This is a genomic window from Streptomyces beihaiensis, from assembly GCF_026274175.1.
In the GTDB taxonomy this organism is placed as follows: domain Bacteria; phylum Actinomycetota; class Actinomycetes; order Streptomycetales; family Streptomycetaceae; genus Streptomyces; species Streptomyces beihaiensis.
Genome location: NZ_JAPHNL010000295.1, coordinates 1 through 14,298, shown reverse-complemented (window position 1 = coordinate 14,298; position 14,298 = coordinate 1). Strand labels below are relative to the sequence as shown.

Sequence of the window (14,298 nt, the reverse complement as noted above, 5' to 3'; positions counted from 1 at the left end):
GCGAGCGGCGGGTTTGTGGCCCGAATCCTGTCGTCCCTATCGTCGCTCGCCCGAGGCACGGAGAAACCTCTCGGGCACGAGCGCTTGTCCGGCCAGTCGAACCGGCTGGACCGGCTGGGCCGGTTGGACCGTGGGGGCCGGCCGGCCGTCCCGGCGGCGCAGCCGCCACGCCATGTACGCGAGGAACGCCACCCCGGACAGCAGATAGCAGTTGACGACGAGCGTGATCACACCGTGGAATCCGTAGTCGCGCGGCATCCACCACAGGGGCGACAGACAGAACAGCAGATACACGCCCGCCGCCCACCACCGCCGCCGGTCCCGTACGAGGACGACCAGCGCGGGCACGATCCACATCCAGTGATGCGCCCACGAGATCGGCGAGACGAGCAGCCCGGTCACCCCGGCCACCGTCGCCGCGCTCAGCCAGTCGCCGCGCCGCGCCCACGCCACGGCCACCGCGATCCCCGCCGCGCCGAGCACGAGCGGCACCACCAGGTACCAGCCGCCCACGTGGTCCGGCCCGCCGAGCAGCCGGGCCAGGGCGCCGAACGGCGACTGGTTGCTGACGTACTGCGCGCCGACCCGCGAGGTGTCGAGGAAGACGCCGCTCCAGTAGACCTTCGACGCCTCAGGGGCGACGAGGAACGCCGCCAGCTCGCACACGACGAACGTCCCCGTCGCGACCGCCACCGCCCGAAACCGCCGCGCGCACAGCAGCATCACCACGAAGATCGCGGGTGTCAGCTTGACCGCGGCGGCCACCCCGATCATGATCCCGGCCCATCGCCGCCCGGCCGCCACCCCGCGGATGTCGGCCAGCACGAGCGCCAGCAGGAACGGGTTGACCTGCCCCAGGAAGATCGACTGCCACATCGGCTGGAGGAACAGCCCCGCGGCCACCACCGCGGCCGTCCGACTCCTCGTGCACGAAAACCCGCCCAGTCTCACCGCGCTCACGCAGGCCGAGGTGAACGCGCCCACCGACGCCAGCTCCCACACGACCCTGGCGACGGTCAGCGGCACGCGCCCGATCGGAACGAACACCAGACCCATGAACGGCGTGTTGGTGAACCAGTGCGCGACGAGCTGCTTGCGGTAGAGCTCGGCGCCGTGCGTCAGGGCCCGCCCGCCCTCCCAGTAGATGTGGAAGTCCAGCGAGTTCCAGGCCACGGCGAACACGGTGACCCCGACGAGCTGTACGGCCAGCAAGGCGTACACGGCATGCACGGCACGGACACGTGCGGTTCTGCGTCTCATGGCATGAGACGGTCTCCCGGACGCCCCCCGCACCGCGTCCGGCCGGCGACGGCAATCGGCCGTCGGCGTGGTACCGGGGATTTACGACCACCGGCGGATGCGGCGGCGACCCGCACAACTCCCGGCCGCCCGCATCCCGGAACGGTGAATCGCACAGGGCCAGGCGGCGGTACAGTACGCGCGGGCCGTGACTGGCGCGCTGAGATGGGCTCAACCATCGGGGAGCGGTCCGGGAGCGAGTGCCGTGCGCCTGGGCCGACCGAGAGACGACCGCTGAACGACCGTTCCGGAGGCTGCCCCCATGACCGACCTCACCCCCGAGTCCACCGCGTACCGCGCCGCCCTCGACGTCGTACGGGGCGTCGAGCCGCGCGTCGCCGACGCCATCGCGCGGGAGCTCACCGACCAGCGCGAGATGCTCAAGCTGATCGCCTCCGAGAACTACGCGTCCCCGGCGACCCTGCTCACCATGGGCAACTGGTTCAGCGACAAGTACGCCGAGGGCACCGTCGGCCGCCGCTTCTACGCGGGCTGCCGCAACGTCGACACCGTCGAGTCGCTCGCCGCCGAGCACGCCCGCGAACTGTTCGGCGCCCGCCACGCGTACGTGCAGCCGCACTCCGGCATCGACGCCAACCTGGTCGCCTTCTGGGCGGTGCTCGCCGACCGGATCGAGGCGCCGTTCCTGGAGAAGGCCGGGGCCCGGCAGGTCAACGAGCTGACCGAAGCCGACTGGGCCGAGCTGCGGCACGCCTTCGGCAACCAGCGGATGCTCGGCATGTCGCTCGACGCCGGCGGCCACCTCACGCACGGCTTCCGGCCCAACATCAGCGGCAAGATGTTCGACCAGCGTTCCTACGGCACCGACCCCGCCACCGGACTCATCGACTACGAGGCGCTGCGCGCGCAAGCCCGCGAGTTCAAGCCGCTGATCATCGTCGCCGGGTACTCGGCCTACCCGCGCCTGGTGAACTTCCGGATCATGCGCGAGATCGCCGACGAGGCCGGGGCGACGCTCATGGTCGACATGGCGCACTTCGCCGGGCTCGTGGCCGGCAAGGTGCTCACCGGGGACTTCGACCCGGTGCCGCACGCCCAGATCGTGACCACGACCACCCACAAGTCGCTGCGCGGCCCGCGCGGCGGCATGGTGCTGTGCGACGACTCGCTCAAGGACCAGGTCGACCGGGGCTGCCCGATGGTGCTCGGCGGGCCGCTGCCGCACGTCATGGCCGCCAAGGCCGTCGCCCTCGCCGAGGCGCGGCAGCCCGCCTTCCAGGACTACGCGCGGCGCATCGTCGACAACGCCCGCGCGCTCGCCGAGGGCCTGACGCGGCGCGGTGCCACGCTCGTCACCGGCGGCACCGACAACCACCTCAACCTCATCGACGTGGCCTCGTCCTACGGGCTCACCGGCCGCCAGGCCGAGTCGGCGCTCCTGGACTCCGGGATCGTCACCAACCGCAACGCCATCCCCGCCGACCCCAACGGCGCCTGGTACACCTCCGGCATCCGCATCGGCACCCCGGCGCTGACCACCCGCGGCCTCGGCACCGCCGAGATGGACGAGATCGCCGCGCTCATCGACCGGGTCCTCACCGCCGCCGAGCCGGGCACCACCAAGTCCGGCGCGCCGTCCAGGGCGAGCCACGTCCTGGACCGGAAGATCGCCGACGAGGCCGCGCACCGGGCCTCCGAGCTGCTCACCGGCTTCCCGCTCTACCCGTCGGTCGACCTCGGCTGAGGCGGCGCCCGCACGCCTGTCGGCGGCGCTTGTGTGGCGCTGCACACGACGCCCGCACCTGAGCCCGAGCAAGGGCACACACCTGAGACAATGAGCGCTATGGCCTCAGAACGTCCTCGCGTGCTCTCCGGAATCCAGCCCACCGCGGGCTCGTTCCACCTCGGCAACTACCTCGGTGCGGTCCGTCAGTGGGTGGCGCTGCAGGAGTCCCACGACGCCTTCTACATGGTCGTGGACCTGCACGCCATCACCGTCCCGCAGGACCCGAAGGAGCTGCGCGCCAACACCCGGCTCGCGGCCGCGCAGCTCCTCGCGGCGGGTCTCGACCCGGAGCGGTGCACCCTGTTCGTCCAGAGCCATGTGCCCGAGCACGCGCAGCTGGCCTGGGTCATGAACTGCCTCACCGGCTTCGGCGAGGCGTCCCGCATGACCCAGTTCAAGGACAAGTCGGCCAAGCAGGGCGCGGACCGGGCCTCCGTCGGCCTGTTCACCTACCCGATCCTCCAGGTCGCCGACATCCTGCTCTACCAGGCCAACCAGGTGCCGGTCGGCGAGGACCAGCGCCAGCACGTGGAGCTCACCCGGGACCTCGCCGAGCGGTTCAACCACCGCTACGGCCCCACCTTCACGGTCCCGGCGCCGTACATCCTCAAGGAGACGGCGAAGATCTACGACCTTCAGGACCCCACGGTCAAGATGAGCAAGTCGGCGTCGACGCCGAAGGGCCTCATCAATCTGCTCGACGAGCCGAAGACCACCGCCAAGAAGGTCAAGAGCGCGGTCACCGACACCGACACGGTGATCCGCTACGACGCCGAGAACAAGCCGGGCGTCTCCAACCTGCTCACGATCCTCTCGGTCCTCACCGGCACCTCGATCCCCGATCTGGAGCGCGCCTACGAGGGCAAGATGTACGGTGCGCTCAAGACGGACCTGGCCGAGGTCATGGTCGACTTCGTGACGCCGTTCAAGAACCGCACGCAGGAGTACCTGGACGACCCCGAGACGCTCGACTCGATCCTCGCCAAGGGCGCGGAGAAGGCGCGGTCCGTCGCGGCCGAGACCCTCGCCCAGACGTACGAGAAGGTCGGCTTCCTGCCCGCGAAGCACTGACCTGTACGCACGACCCTTACGCCCGACCCGTACCCGCCCGCCCCTTCCGCACGACGACAGGAGTACGACGTGGGGACCGTAACGATCGGTGTGTCGATCGCGGTCCCGGAGCCGCACGGCAGCCTGCTCCAGGAGCGGCGTGCGGGCTTCGGGGACCCGGCCGCGCACGGCATCCCCACCCACATCACGCTGCTCCCGCCGACCGAGGTGGACCCCGGGCTGCTGCCCGCCGTCGAGGCGCATCTGGACGAGGTGGCGGCGGCCGGGCGGCCGTTCGCGCTGCGGCTGTCGGGCACGGGTACCTTCCGCCCTCTGTCACCGGTCGTCTTCGTCCAGGTGGTGGAGGGCGCCGAGGCGTGCACGCGGCTCCAGGAGCGGGTGCGGGAGCCGTCCGGGCCGATCGCGCGTGAGCTGCAGTTCCCCTACCACCCGCACGTCACCGTGGCCCACCACATCGCGGACGAGGCGATGGACCGCGCCTACGCGGAGCTCGCCGAGTACGAGGCGGCCTGGCCGTGCACCGGCTTCGCCCTCTACGAGCAGGGCGCCGACGCGGTCTGGCGCAAGCTGCGCGACTTCGGCTTCGGCGTCTCGCCGGTGCCGTCGCAGCCGGGCGAACGCACGAGGCGCGGCCGGAGGCTGCGGGCGGGCTGAGGCCCGCACTCAGACCGGCAGCCGCCGGAACACCCCCCGCGGCACATGCCGCAGCGCCGACATGACCACCCGCAGAGTGCCCGGTACCCAGACCACCTCCTGGCGGCGCCGCAGCCCCACCTCGACGGCCCTGGCCACCACGTCCGGGGTCGTGGCCAGCGGAGCGTCCTTGCGCCCGGCCGTCATCTTCGAGCGCACGAACCCGGGCCGCACGACCATGACGTGCACCCCGGTGCCGTGCAGCGCGTCCCCCAGGCCCTGCGCGAACGCGTCGAGCCCCGCCTTGCTCGACCCGTAGATGAAGTTGGCGCGCCGGGCCCGCTCACCGGCGACCGAGGACAGGACGACCAGCGAGCCGTGCCCCTGGTGCTGCAACGCCCGCGCGCACACGAGCCCCGCCGAGACGGCGCCGGTGTAGTTGGTCTGCGCGACCCGCACCGCGGCCCGCGGTTCGGCCTCGTCGCGGGCCTGGTCGCCGAGGACGCCGAAGGCGAGCAGCACCATGTCGATGTCGCCCTCGGCGAAGACCTTGCCGAGAATCTCCTCGTGGGCGTCGGGATCGAGCGCGTCGAAGGCGACCGTACGGGTGTCGGCCCCCAGGTCGCGCAGTGCGGCGGCGGCCTTCTCCAGGGCCGGTGACGGGCGGCCGGCGAGCCACACCGTGCGGGTGCGGCGGGCGACGAGCCGGCGGGCGGTGGCCAGGCCGATCTCGGACGTGCCGCCGAGGACGAGCAGGGACTGGGGGGTGCCGAAGGCGTCCTTCACGAGAACCTCTCTCTCAGTACGGGAAGCGGGCGGGGCTCAGAGCGCCAGTCGGCGTGACAGGTCCGAGCGGAAGACCCCGTGCGGGTCGAGCCGCGCCCGAAGCTCCCGGAAGTCGTCGAGCCGCGGATACATCGCGGCGAGCAGCCCCGGCCGCAGCCGGGAGTCCTTGGCGAGGTAGACCCGCCCGTCCGCCGCGGCCACCAGGGCGTCCAACTCGTCGAGGAACGCGCCGAGCCCCGGCAGGTTCGCCGGGATGTCCAGGGCGAGCGTCCACCCGGGCACGGGGAACGACAGCCAGCCGGGGTCGGCGTCGCCGAACCGCTTGAGCACGGCCAGGAAGGAGGGGCAGCGGCGCTCGCTGATCCGGGCGACGACCCGGCGCAGCGTCTCCTCCTGCCCGTGGCCGACGACGAACTGGTACTGGACGAAGCCGCCTGGCCCGTAGACGCGGTTCCAGTGCGGGACGCCGTCGAGCGGGTGGAAGAACGTGGCGAGCTTCTGGATCTCGCCCGTACGGAACCTGGGGGCCTTGCGGAACCACAGCTCGTTGAAGAGCCCGACCGAGCGGCGGCCGAGCAGCCCCTCCGGCAGGAACGACGGCGCGGCCGGCAGGTGGCGCGGCCGGAAGGCGAGCGGGTCGCGCCGGGCGCGGGCGGGCAGCGCGTCCAGCGGGGCGTGGTCGCCGCGGGTGAGGACGGCACGGCCCATGGCGGCGCCCCGGGCCAGCAGGTCGATCCAGGCGACCGAGTAGCGGTAGCGGTGGTCCGTGGCGGTCAGGCGGGCCATCAGGTCGTCGAGGTCGGCGGCGCGTTCCGTGTCGACCGTCATCGACGACGTCTCGACGCGTTGCAGGCGGATCGTCGCGGTGAGGACGACGCCGGTCAGGCCCATGCCGCCCGCCGTGGCGTCGAAGAGGTCGGTGCCGGGCAGCACCGTGCGGATCTCGCCGTCCGCCGTGAGCAGTTCGAAGGAGTTCACGTGGCGGGCGAACGCTCCGGAGACGTGGTGGTTCTTGCCGTGGATGTCGGCGCCGATCGCCCCGCCGACGGTGACCTGGCGGGTGCCCGGGGTCACCGGCACGAACCAGCCGAGCGGCAGCAGCACCTGCATGAGCCGGTGCAGTGAGACGCCCGCGTCGCAGTGGACGGTGCCCGCGTCGGCGTCGATGGCGTGGATCCGGTCGAGACGGGTCATGTCGAGGACGTCGCCGCCCGCGTTCTGCGCCGCGTCGCCGTAGGCCCGGCCGAGCCCGCGCGCGATGCCGCCTCTTCGTCCGGGCTCCGCGCACGCGCGCACGGCGGCCACCGCCTCCTCGGTGGAGCGGGGGCGGACCAGGCGCGCGGAGGTGGGGGCGGTGCGGCCCCAGCCGGTGACCGGGACAACGGGATCGACGGAATCGACGGGATCGACGGCATCGGCAGACATGGTGCCGACGGTATCGCCGGGATGTGGGTGTCTTGTGGCAAAGAAGGCAATTGCTCACTTGCTCACCGAAATGGGTGATTAATGGTGTGTCATACAAAATTGCCCGAGGTGGCGGCCGCCCCGAGTTCCACAGTGGGCCACATGGACGACAAGCGAGACCCGGGCGACCTGGACCGCCGACTGCTGTCCGCCCTGCGCGACTGCGGCACCGACCCGCGCGTGGCCGCCGCCGCGCGTGCGCTGTCCTGGGCGGGGGAGCACGGCGCGCTGTGGATCGCCGCGGGTCTGACCGGAGCCGCCGCGGACCGTGCGCGGCGCACCGCGTGGCTGCGCGGCACCGCTCTCACCGCGGGCGCCCATCTGGCCAGCATCGGCGTCAAGCGGGTGGTGCGCAGGCCGCGCCCGGGACCCGGCACCGGCGTGCCGCCGCTCGTGCGGACGGCCGGGCGGCACTCGTTCCCCAGCTCGCACGCCACGTCGGCCGCCGCCGCCACGGTCGCCTTCGGCGCGCTGTGCCCCGCCGGGGCACGGCTCGTGCCGCCGCTCGCCGCCGCGATGTGCGTCTCCCGGATGGTCGTCGGCGTGCACTACCCGTCCGACGTCGCGGCCGGCGCCGCGCTCGGGGCGCTGACCGCGCGGCTCGGGGCGCGCTGGATGAACGGGGGCGGTGCGCGATGACCGGGCGGCCGCGGCAACGACGTCCCGGCGCCGCCGTACTGGAACTCCCCCCGGAGGCCCCGGCGGACCCGGCGGGCCCCGCCACCGCCCGTGTCACCCCGCTCGGCCTCCCGGCGGGCCTGCTGCGCACCGCCCGCCCGCGCCAGTGGGTCAAGAACGTCCTCGTGGTGGCCGCCCCCGCCGCCGCGGGCGAGCTGTTCGCACGCCACGCGCTGACCCGGCTCGCCCTGGTCTTCGCGCTGTTCACCGCGGCCGCGTCCGCCGTCTACCTGATCAACGACGCGCGCGACGCCGACGCCGACCGCGCCCACCCGGTCAAACGCCACCGGCCCGTCGCGGCCGGGCAGGTCCCGGTGCCGGTCGCCTACGCCGCCGGGGGAGCGCTCGCCGCCCTCGTCCCGGCCACTGCCGCGGCGCTGTGCAACGCGGCGACGGCCGTGCTGCTCACCGCGTACATCGCGATGCAGCTCGCGTACTGCGTCAGCCTCAAGCACGTCCTGGTCGTCGATCTCGTCGTCGTGTCGACCGGGTTCCTGATGCGCGCGATGGTCGGCGGGCTCGCGCTGGGCATCCCGCTCTCCCGCTGGTTCCTGATCACCACCGGGTTCGGTGCGCTCTTCATGGTCGCGGCGAAACGGTACTCCGAGGCCGTGCAGATGGCCGGCAAGGGCGGCGCCACCCGCTCCCTGCTCACCGAGTACACCACCGGCTACCTGCGGTTCGTCTGGCAGCTCGCCGCCGGGGTCGCCGTCCTCGCCTACTGCCTGTGGGCCCTGGAGGAGGGCGGAGCGGCCCACACCGGCCTGCTGCCGTGGCGCCAGTTGTCCATGGTCGCCTTCATCCTGGCCGTCCTGCGCTACGCCGTCTTCGCCGACCGCGGCATCGCGGGCGAACCGGAGGACGTGGTGCTGCGCGACCGGGCCCTGATGGTCATCGGACTGCTCTGGCTGGCGATGTACGGGTTCGCGGTGGCGGACTGGTGAGGCGGGCCGGGAGCGGCGAAGGGGGCGTCCTGCGCAGGGGCGCGCGGCGGCTCGGGCCCGAGGTCGCCGGGTTCGCGGTGGCGGGCGTCTGCGCGTACGCCGCCGACCTCGGGCTCTTCCTGTGGCTGCGCGGCCCCGCCGGCATGGGCCCCCTCCCCGCCAAGGCCCTCTCCTTCCTGGCCGGCTGCACGGTGGCGTACGCGGGCAACGCGCTCGGCACCTACCGCACGCGCACGGCGGCGGACGGCGGCCGGCGGCTGCGCCGGTACTGCGTGTTCTTCGCGGTCAACGTCGCGGGCGCCCTCGTACAGCTCGCCTGCCTGGCCGTCTCCCACTACGGGCTCGAACTCACCTCGGCGCGGGCCGACACCGTCTCCGGGGCGGGCGTCGGGATGGCGCTCGCGACGGTGCTGCGGTTCTGGGGAACCCGGACCCTTGTCTTCCGTAAGAGCGCGATCACGGCTGACCCGACCCGGACGGGACGGGTCGAAACGGTCGGCCGGGGCAGGATCGGATCATGGACTGGCTGAAACGACTCCCCGTCATCGGGCCGCTCGTGGTCCGCCTCATGCGGACCCACGCCTGGCGGGCCTACGAGCGCCTCGACTCGGTGCACTGGTCACGCCTCGCCGCCGCGATGACCTTCATCAGTTTTCTGGCGCTCTTCCCGCTGCTCACCGTGGCCGCGGCGATCATGGCGGGCACCCTCAGCCACCAGCAGCAGGTGGACGTCCAGCACAAGATCAGCGAACAAGTGCCAGGTATTTCGAGCCAGTTGGACATCGGTGCGCTCGTCGACAACGCCGGAACGGTCGGCATCGTCGCCGGTGCGCTGCTGCTGTTCACCGGCATCGGCTGGGTCGGCTCGATGCGCGAATGCCTGCGTGTCGTGTGGGAGGAGCCCGAGGGCCAGGGCAACCCGTTCCTGCGCAAACTCAAGGACGCCGGGGTGCTCGTGGGGCTCGGCGGGGCGGTGCTCGGCTCGTTCATCGCCTCGACGCTCGGCTCCACGGCCGTCGGCTGGACCGCGGGCCACCTCGGCATCGACGACAACGGCGTGGGCGGCGCGCTGCTCCAGGCCGCCGCGTTCGCCGTCGCCGTCGTCGCCGACTTCCTGCTGCTGCTCTACGTCCTGACCCTGCTGCCCGGCGTCGAGCCACCGCGCCGCGACCTGATCGTCGCGGCACTCATCGGCGCGGCCGGGTTCGAGATCCTCAAACTGGCGCTCGGCGGCTACATTAAGGGTGTCGCGGGCAAGAGCATGTACGGGGCGTTCGGCACGCCCATCGCCCTGCTCCTGTGGATCAACTTCACGGCCAAGCTGCTGCTGTTCTGCGCGGCGTGGTCGGCGACCGGCCGCGGCCCTAGCTCTTCGGCCCCCTCGCCTCCAGCGGCCACTTCCGGCGCACCACGAACACCGCACCCGCCACAAGAGCCAGAACCCCGCCCGTGATGCCGAGCGCGATCCCGATGCCGCCGCTTCGGTCGCCGTCGTCGGCCGCCGACGCCTGCGCGGCGCCTCGCGCCGGGTTCGGAGTGCTCTTCGCCGCACCGTCCGACGCGGAGGCCGACGGGTCGGCGCCGCGCGGCGGCACCAGGTGGCCGACCGGCGTGACCTTGCCGTCGGCCCGGAAACCCCAGTCGAGCAGCCGGGCGGCCTCCCGGTAGACGGCGTGCGACTCGTCGGGCTTCGGCGCCATCACGGTCACGAGCAGCACCTTGCCGTCGCGCTCGGCGACACCCGTGTAGGTGTTGCCCGCGTGCGAGGTGTAGCCGTTCTTGACGCCCGCGAGCCCCTGGTACGCGGGCAGGCCCGGATAACCGGTGAGCAGCTTGTCCGTGTTCTGGATCTGGAACCGCTCGGTGGTCTTCCCCTCCTTCTGCTTCTTGGGGAACTCGGCCCTGGGCGTGGAGCAGTACTCCCGGAAGTCCTTCTTCTGGAGCCCGGAGCGGGCGAACAGGCTCAGGTCGTAGGCGGACGAGTGCTGGCCCGGCATGTCGTAGCCGTCGGGGCTGACCACGTGCGTGTCGTCGGCGCGCAACTCCTCGGCGTGCGCCTGCATCTCCTTGACCGTCTCGGCGACGCCGTCGTTCATCGCGGACAGCACGTGCACCGCGTCGTTGCCGGAGCGCAGGAAGACGCCGAGCCACAGGTCGTGGACCGTGTACGTGTAGCCCTCCTTGATACCGACCTTGCTGGAACCGGCGCCCATGCCCGCCAGGTCGGACGGGACCACCTTGTGCGTCGTCGTCCTCGGGAACTTCGGCAGCACCGTGTCGGCGAAGAGCATCTTCAGGGTGGAGGCGGGCGGCAGCTGCCAGTGCGCGTTGTGCGCGGCGAGCACGTCACCCGACTCGGCGTCCGAGACGATCCACGACTTGGCCGACAGCTTCTTCGGCAGCGCCGGCGCCCCTGCGGCGAGCCGCACCTGCGTCCCCGGCCTGCCCAGCAGCTCACCGCCGACCGTCGACATCTTCGCCGGGGGCTTGTCGGCGTCGTGCTTGCCGGTGTCGGCGAAGGCGGGGGTCACAGCTGTGAGGCCCAGGGCACAGGACAGCGCGAGGGCGGCGGCGGACGCGGAGAGCGGCGCGGACTTCTTGCGCGACGGCGCGATGGATGCAGGCACGGACGAGAACGTACAGGTCCCGGGCCCGGAGACGACCGCCGAGGTGTCCTGTATCTCACTCGCCGCCCCCGGCCGCCGCCCCGGCCGGGCGCCTGGCGATACGGGGCGTATGAAGCTCGGCCGCCCCGTCTCCTGGTTCCTGCTCGCCTTCGGCGTCTGGTCCTGGATCATCTGGATCACTTTCTCTGTGTAACTGACCGGTAGAGCTTCAACGACAGGGAAAAGCAGGTGAGAGACCTTGCCCCCCTTCGTTTCGCCCTTGGGAGCCGAGCAACTGGGCACCGTGCGGGTGGCGGTCCACGCCCGGCGGTCCAAGGCGCGCCCCGACTTGTCCGAAGCGTCGCCGGAGGCACGGGTGGCAGCCGGCGAGGCGCCGGCGGCGAGCCGGGGGTGGGAGGTGATTCACACGTTCAAAGACGTCGGTCGGTCCGGTTGGGATCCCAACGCCGTCCGCCGGGATTCGAAGACCTCATGTCGGCCGTCCGCGCGGGTGAGGTCGACGTGATGGTGGTCAATGAACTGTCCCCGCCGACCCGCAAGGGCGCACACGATGCCCTGGAGATCGACAAGGAGTTCAAGAGGTACGGCGTCCGCTTCGTCTCTGTACTCGAACCGTTCCTCGACACCTCGAACCCGATCGGCGTCGCGACCTTCGCGTTGATCGCGGCACTCGCGCGATCGTCGAGCGCATGGTGGAGATGTCGTTTGCCGGAATCTCCGACAACAAGATCGCGACGACACTGGAGGCGGAGGACGTACCGGCGCCCGGCGAGGCCGAGCGACGTTCCACCGAGAGGCGGATGGAGTCCACCAAGAAGCGGCGTGTGTCGAAGGAGGACAGCCCGATCCGTCGGCGAGCCCGGACAGTGCGCCGGATCCTTTCCCACCGGGCGATCGCAGGCTTCGCCAGCGAGCGCGTGAAGCGTGGAAGGTCGTACGTGAACTGATCGCCCGGGACGGGGGTGGGGCACCCCTGACGCCCCACCGTGGCGCCCTCCCGGGGGCCGTGGGGTTGGAACTCCAGGAGCAGCGCAGCAAGCGCAACAAGACCAGCAGGCGGCCTGGCGGAGAAGCCACACCCACACTCCTGAGCGGGTGGCGCTGCACCGCCTGTGGGATCTGCGCGGGGTCCATGGGCCAGAGCAGGAACAACGGCGGGAGTGACGCCGGTCGTTCTCTGACACTCGCCAGAGTGCCGGCCGTCCCCGAGCCGCGCGGGCGGGGTTACTTGTCCGCGTTCGCCCGCACGCCCCTCAGCCCGATCACGCCGACGGCCGTCCCCAGGATGAACGACGTGACAGCGAGGGCGAGGTGCACCCAGAAGTACGCCGTCGGGTTTCCCGCGTCGTCGAAGGCGAGGCCGCTCCCGTCCTTCCAGAGGTTCTTCGCGAAGGTCACCCAGATCACCCAGGACCAGACGCCGAACGCGAGCAGGAACCAGGAGACGCGGCGGCTGAGCTTCATGGGGTGTCCTTCGGGGTGGGGTGGGCCGTGCCCTGCCAGTATCGAACGGGCCTGCCGCGATCTTGCGGCCGGGTCTCTGTACGCTGGTCGTCTGCGGAAGGACGGCAGCGGTCTCGCCTTCGAGGACGCCGGGAATCCGACCGCGTACTTCTGGGCGCATCTGACGTTCGCGATCGTCTCCTTTGTTCCGGGGACGGTCGTCGGGGTCATCGGGTTGCGTGGGGTCCGGGCCCTGCGCCGGGTTTCGTAGGAGGCACGCGCGTGGTCGCCGTCTTCGTCGTCCTGGCCGTGCTCGCCGCCGTGGCCGCCTTCCACCACTACGCGTGGCGCCGCCTCGTGCGCGACACGACCGTCGGTCCGGGCTGGCCGCGCCGGGCGGGTACCGCGGTGTTCGTGGCCGGTCCCGTGCTGATGGTCGGCGCGCTGGTCGCGGAGCGGGCCGGGGCGCCGTTCCTGCTGCAACGGATCGTGGCCTGGCCCGGTTTCCTGTGGATGGCGTTCGCGCTGTATCTGCTGTTCGCGCTGCTCGTGGGCGAGGTCGTACGGCCGCTGCTGCGGCGCTTTTTCGGCCCAGAACGGCTGCCGCTGCCCGAACCGGTGGCGCGCACGGCCCGGCGCGAGGCCGGTGCCGGGCCGGTGGCGACGACCACGACCGTCCTCGCCCCGCCGAGCCCGGGGCCGACCCGCCGCCTCGTCCTGGCCCGCACCGTGGGCGCCGCCGCCACCGTCGCCGCGGCGGGCGTGGTGGCGGGCGGCACGTACGGGGTGCTGCGTGGGCCCGCGGTCAAGCGGATCACCGTGCCGCTGGCCAGACTTCCGCGCGCGGCCCACGGGTTCCGGATCGCCGTGGTCAGCGACATCCACCTGGGCCCCGTGCTCGGCCGCGGCTTCGCCGAGCGGGTCGTGGACACGATCAACTCCACCCAGCCCGACCTCATCGCGGTCGTCGGCGACCTGGTCGACGGCAGCGTCCCCGACCTGGCCCCCGCGGTGGCCCCGCTGGCCCGCCTGCGCTCGCGCCACGGCACGTACTTCGTCACCGGCAACCACGAGTACTACTCGGGCGCCGACCCGTGGGTCGAGCACGTGCGGGAGATCGGCATGCACCCGCTGGAGAACGCGCGCGTCGAGATGGGCGCGTTCGACCTCGCGGGCGTCAACGACATCAGCGGCAAGAGCTACGGCGAGGGACCGGACTACGGCAAGGCGCTCGGCGACCGCGACCGCTCCCGGGCCGCCGTGCTCCTGGCCCACCAGCCCGTGATGATCCACGAGGCGGTCAAGCACGGCGTCGACCTCCAGCTGTCGGGCCACACCCACGGCGGCCAGCTCTGGCCCGGCAACTTCGTCGCGGCGGCCGCCAACCCCACCGTCGCGGGCCTCGACCGCTACGGCGACACCCAGCTCTACGTGAGCCGCGGCGCGGGCGCCTGGGGCCCGCCGGTACGGGTGGGCGCCCCCTCGGACATCACCGTGGTGGAACTGGCGTCGAAGCGGGCGTAGGTCCGGCGACGAGCCGGCAGCCGCCACGGCCCCGGGTACTCGTCCACCACGGCGCCGCGCCCCCTCACGCCCGGCGCCGCCG

The 14,298-nt window shown here is 72.2% G+C and carries 14 protein-coding genes, 3 pseudogenes and 1 riboswitch; of the genes and pseudogenes, 12 read left to right on the top strand and 5 right to left on the bottom strand.

Features of this window, described 5'->3' with window-relative positions:
• Nucleotides 1–36 precede the first annotated feature (36 nt).
• Entirely contained in the window at nt 37–1,260 is a 1,224-nt protein-coding gene (locus OFY01_RS25980; RefSeq protein ID WP_266603841.1) for a glycosyltransferase 87 family protein, read from the bottom strand.
• Between the two features lie 177 nt (nt 1,261–1,437).
• A riboswitch (ZMP/ZTP riboswitch) is annotated at nt 1,438–1,523 on the top strand.
• A gap of 38 nt (nt 1,524–1,561) precedes the next feature.
• Here OFY01_RS25980 and OFY01_RS25975 point away from each other — a divergent pair.
• From OFY01_RS25975 to OFY01_RS25965, 3 genes are all read left to right on the top strand, one after another.
• Nucleotides 1,562–3,004, top strand: coding sequence for a glycine hydroxymethyltransferase (locus OFY01_RS25975; RefSeq protein ID WP_266603839.1), 1,443 nt, complete (start codon nt 1,562–1,564; stop codon nt 3,002–3,004).
• Nucleotides 3,005–3,103: 99 nt separating this feature from the next.
• Nucleotides 3,104–4,117 carry a tryptophan--tRNA ligase gene (gene trpS, locus OFY01_RS25970; RefSeq protein WP_266603837.1) on the top strand — a complete coding sequence of 338 codons (1,014 nt, stop codon included), beginning with the start codon at nt 3,104–3,106 and terminating at the stop codon, nt 4,115–4,117.
• A 69-nt stretch (nt 4,118–4,186) separates the two neighbouring features.
• Entirely contained in the window at nt 4,187–4,771 is a 585-nt protein-coding gene (locus OFY01_RS25965) for a 2'-5' RNA ligase family protein (protein WP_266603835.1), read from the top strand.
• Between the two features lie 9 nt (nt 4,772–4,780).
• Here the strand turns inward: OFY01_RS25965 and OFY01_RS25960 are convergent, their stop codons facing one another.
• Together OFY01_RS25960 and OFY01_RS25955 are read right to left on the bottom strand one after the other, a co-directional pair.
• Nucleotides 4,781–5,536 carry a decaprenylphospho-beta-D-erythro-pentofuranosid-2-ulose 2-reductase gene (locus OFY01_RS25960; protein ID WP_266603833.1) on the bottom strand — a complete coding sequence of 252 codons (756 nt, stop codon included), beginning with the start codon at nt 5,534–5,536 and terminating at the stop codon, nt 4,781–4,783.
• Nucleotides 5,537–5,572: 36 nt separating this feature from the next.
• Nucleotides 5,573–6,961: an FAD-binding protein gene (locus OFY01_RS25955; RefSeq protein ID WP_266603831.1), complete on the bottom strand. Its 1,389-nt coding sequence runs from the start codon at nt 6,959–6,961 to the stop codon at nt 5,573–5,575.
• 141 nt (nt 6,962–7,102) lie between these two features.
• Here OFY01_RS25955 and OFY01_RS25950 point away from each other — a divergent pair, with 141 nt between their 5' ends.
• From OFY01_RS25950 to OFY01_RS25935, 4 genes are read left to right on the top strand one after another with little or no spacing between them, the layout of a single operon-like run.
• A complete protein-coding gene (locus OFY01_RS25950; RefSeq protein ID WP_266603829.1) occupies nt 7,103–7,639 on the top strand; it encodes a phosphatase PAP2 family protein in 537 nt (178 codons plus the stop codon).
• Entirely contained in the window at nt 7,636–8,622 is a 987-nt protein-coding gene (locus OFY01_RS25945) for a decaprenyl-phosphate phosphoribosyltransferase (protein ID WP_266603827.1), read from the top strand. Before OFY01_RS25950 ends, OFY01_RS25945 begins: the two co-directional genes overlap by 4 nt.
• A gap of 29 nt (nt 8,623–8,651) precedes the next feature.
• Nucleotides 8,652–9,152: a GtrA family protein gene (locus OFY01_RS25940; protein ID WP_266603871.1), complete on the top strand. Its 501-nt coding sequence runs from the start codon at nt 8,652–8,654 to the stop codon at nt 9,150–9,152.
• Nucleotides 9,140–10,075 carry a YihY/virulence factor BrkB family protein gene (locus OFY01_RS25935; RefSeq protein WP_266603825.1) on the top strand — a complete coding sequence of 312 codons (936 nt, stop codon included), beginning with the start codon at nt 9,140–9,142 and terminating at the stop codon, nt 10,073–10,075. The genes OFY01_RS25940 and OFY01_RS25935 overlap by 13 nt, the downstream gene beginning before the upstream one ends.
• Here OFY01_RS25935 and OFY01_RS25930 read toward each other — a convergent pair.
• Nucleotides 9,987–11,249, bottom strand: a complete 1,263-nt coding sequence (locus OFY01_RS25930; protein WP_323135558.1) for a D-alanyl-D-alanine carboxypeptidase family protein — start codon at nt 11,247–11,249, stop codon at nt 9,987–9,989. The two genes, OFY01_RS25935 and OFY01_RS25930, sit on opposite strands and share 89 nt — an antisense overlap.
• Before the next feature lie 109 nt (nt 11,250–11,358).
• Between OFY01_RS25930 and OFY01_RS32830 the strand changes: the two are divergent.
• From OFY01_RS32830 to OFY01_RS25920, 3 genes and pseudogenes are all read left to right on the top strand, one after another.
• Nucleotides 11,359–11,433 (top strand): annotated as a pseudogene (locus OFY01_RS32830) (SCO4848 family membrane protein); the annotation flags it as partial.
• Between the two features lie 287 nt (nt 11,434–11,720).
• Nucleotides 11,721–11,876: pseudogene (locus OFY01_RS25925) on the top strand (recombinase family protein); the annotation flags it as partial.
• 62 nt (nt 11,877–11,938) lie between these two features.
• Nucleotides 11,939–12,196: a hypothetical protein gene (locus OFY01_RS25920; RefSeq protein ID WP_266603823.1), complete on the top strand. Its 258-nt coding sequence runs from the start codon at nt 11,939–11,941 to the stop codon at nt 12,194–12,196.
• Nucleotides 12,197–12,473: 277 nt separating this feature from the next.
• Here the strand turns inward: OFY01_RS25920 and OFY01_RS25915 are convergent, their stop codons facing one another.
• Nucleotides 12,474–12,713, bottom strand: coding sequence for an SCO4848 family membrane protein (locus OFY01_RS25915; protein ID WP_266603821.1), 240 nt, complete (start codon nt 12,711–12,713; stop codon nt 12,474–12,476).
• Nucleotides 12,714–12,804: 91 nt separating this feature from the next.
• Here OFY01_RS25915 and OFY01_RS32695 point away from each other — a divergent pair.
• Together OFY01_RS32695 and OFY01_RS25910 are read left to right on the top strand one after the other, a co-directional pair.
• Nucleotides 12,805–12,963, top strand: a pseudogene (locus tag OFY01_RS32695) (SCO4848 family membrane protein); the annotation flags it as partial.
• Nucleotides 12,964–12,974: 11 nt separating this feature from the next.
• Nucleotides 12,975–14,216, top strand: coding sequence for a metallophosphoesterase (locus OFY01_RS25910; protein WP_266603819.1), 1,242 nt, complete (start codon nt 12,975–12,977; stop codon nt 14,214–14,216).
• Nucleotides 14,217–14,298: the final 82 nt, after the last annotated feature.

Excerpts from the sequence above, each read along its gene's own strand:
- OFY01_RS25920 (WP_266603823.1), top strand. The coding sequence starts at position 11,939 with ATGGTGGAGATGTCGTTTGCCGGAATCTCCGACAACAAGATCGCGACG.
- OFY01_RS25945 (WP_266603827.1), top strand. The coding sequence starts at position 7,636 with ATGACCGGGCGGCCGCGGCAACGACGTCCCGGCGCCGCCGTACTGGAA.
- OFY01_RS25935 (WP_266603825.1), top strand. The coding sequence starts at position 9,140 with ATGGACTGGCTGAAACGACTCCCCGTCATCGGGCCGCTCGTGGTCCGC.
- OFY01_RS25955 (WP_266603831.1), bottom strand. The coding sequence starts at position 6,961 with ATGTCTGCCGATGCCGTCGATCCCGTCGATTCCGTCGATCCCGTTGTC.
- OFY01_RS25975 (WP_266603839.1), top strand. The coding sequence starts at position 1,562 with ATGACCGACCTCACCCCCGAGTCCACCGCGTACCGCGCCGCCCTCGAC.
- OFY01_RS25980 (WP_266603841.1), bottom strand. The coding sequence starts at position 1,260 with ATGAGACGCAGAACCGCACGTGTCCGTGCCGTGCATGCCGTGTACGCC.
- OFY01_RS25950 (WP_266603829.1), top strand. The coding sequence starts at position 7,103 with ATGGACGACAAGCGAGACCCGGGCGACCTGGACCGCCGACTGCTGTCC.
- trpS (WP_266603837.1), top strand. The coding sequence starts at position 3,104 with ATGGCCTCAGAACGTCCTCGCGTGCTCTCCGGAATCCAGCCCACCGCG.
- OFY01_RS25915 (WP_266603821.1), bottom strand. The coding sequence starts at position 12,713 with ATGAAGCTCAGCCGCCGCGTCTCCTGGTTCCTGCTCGCGTTCGGCGTC.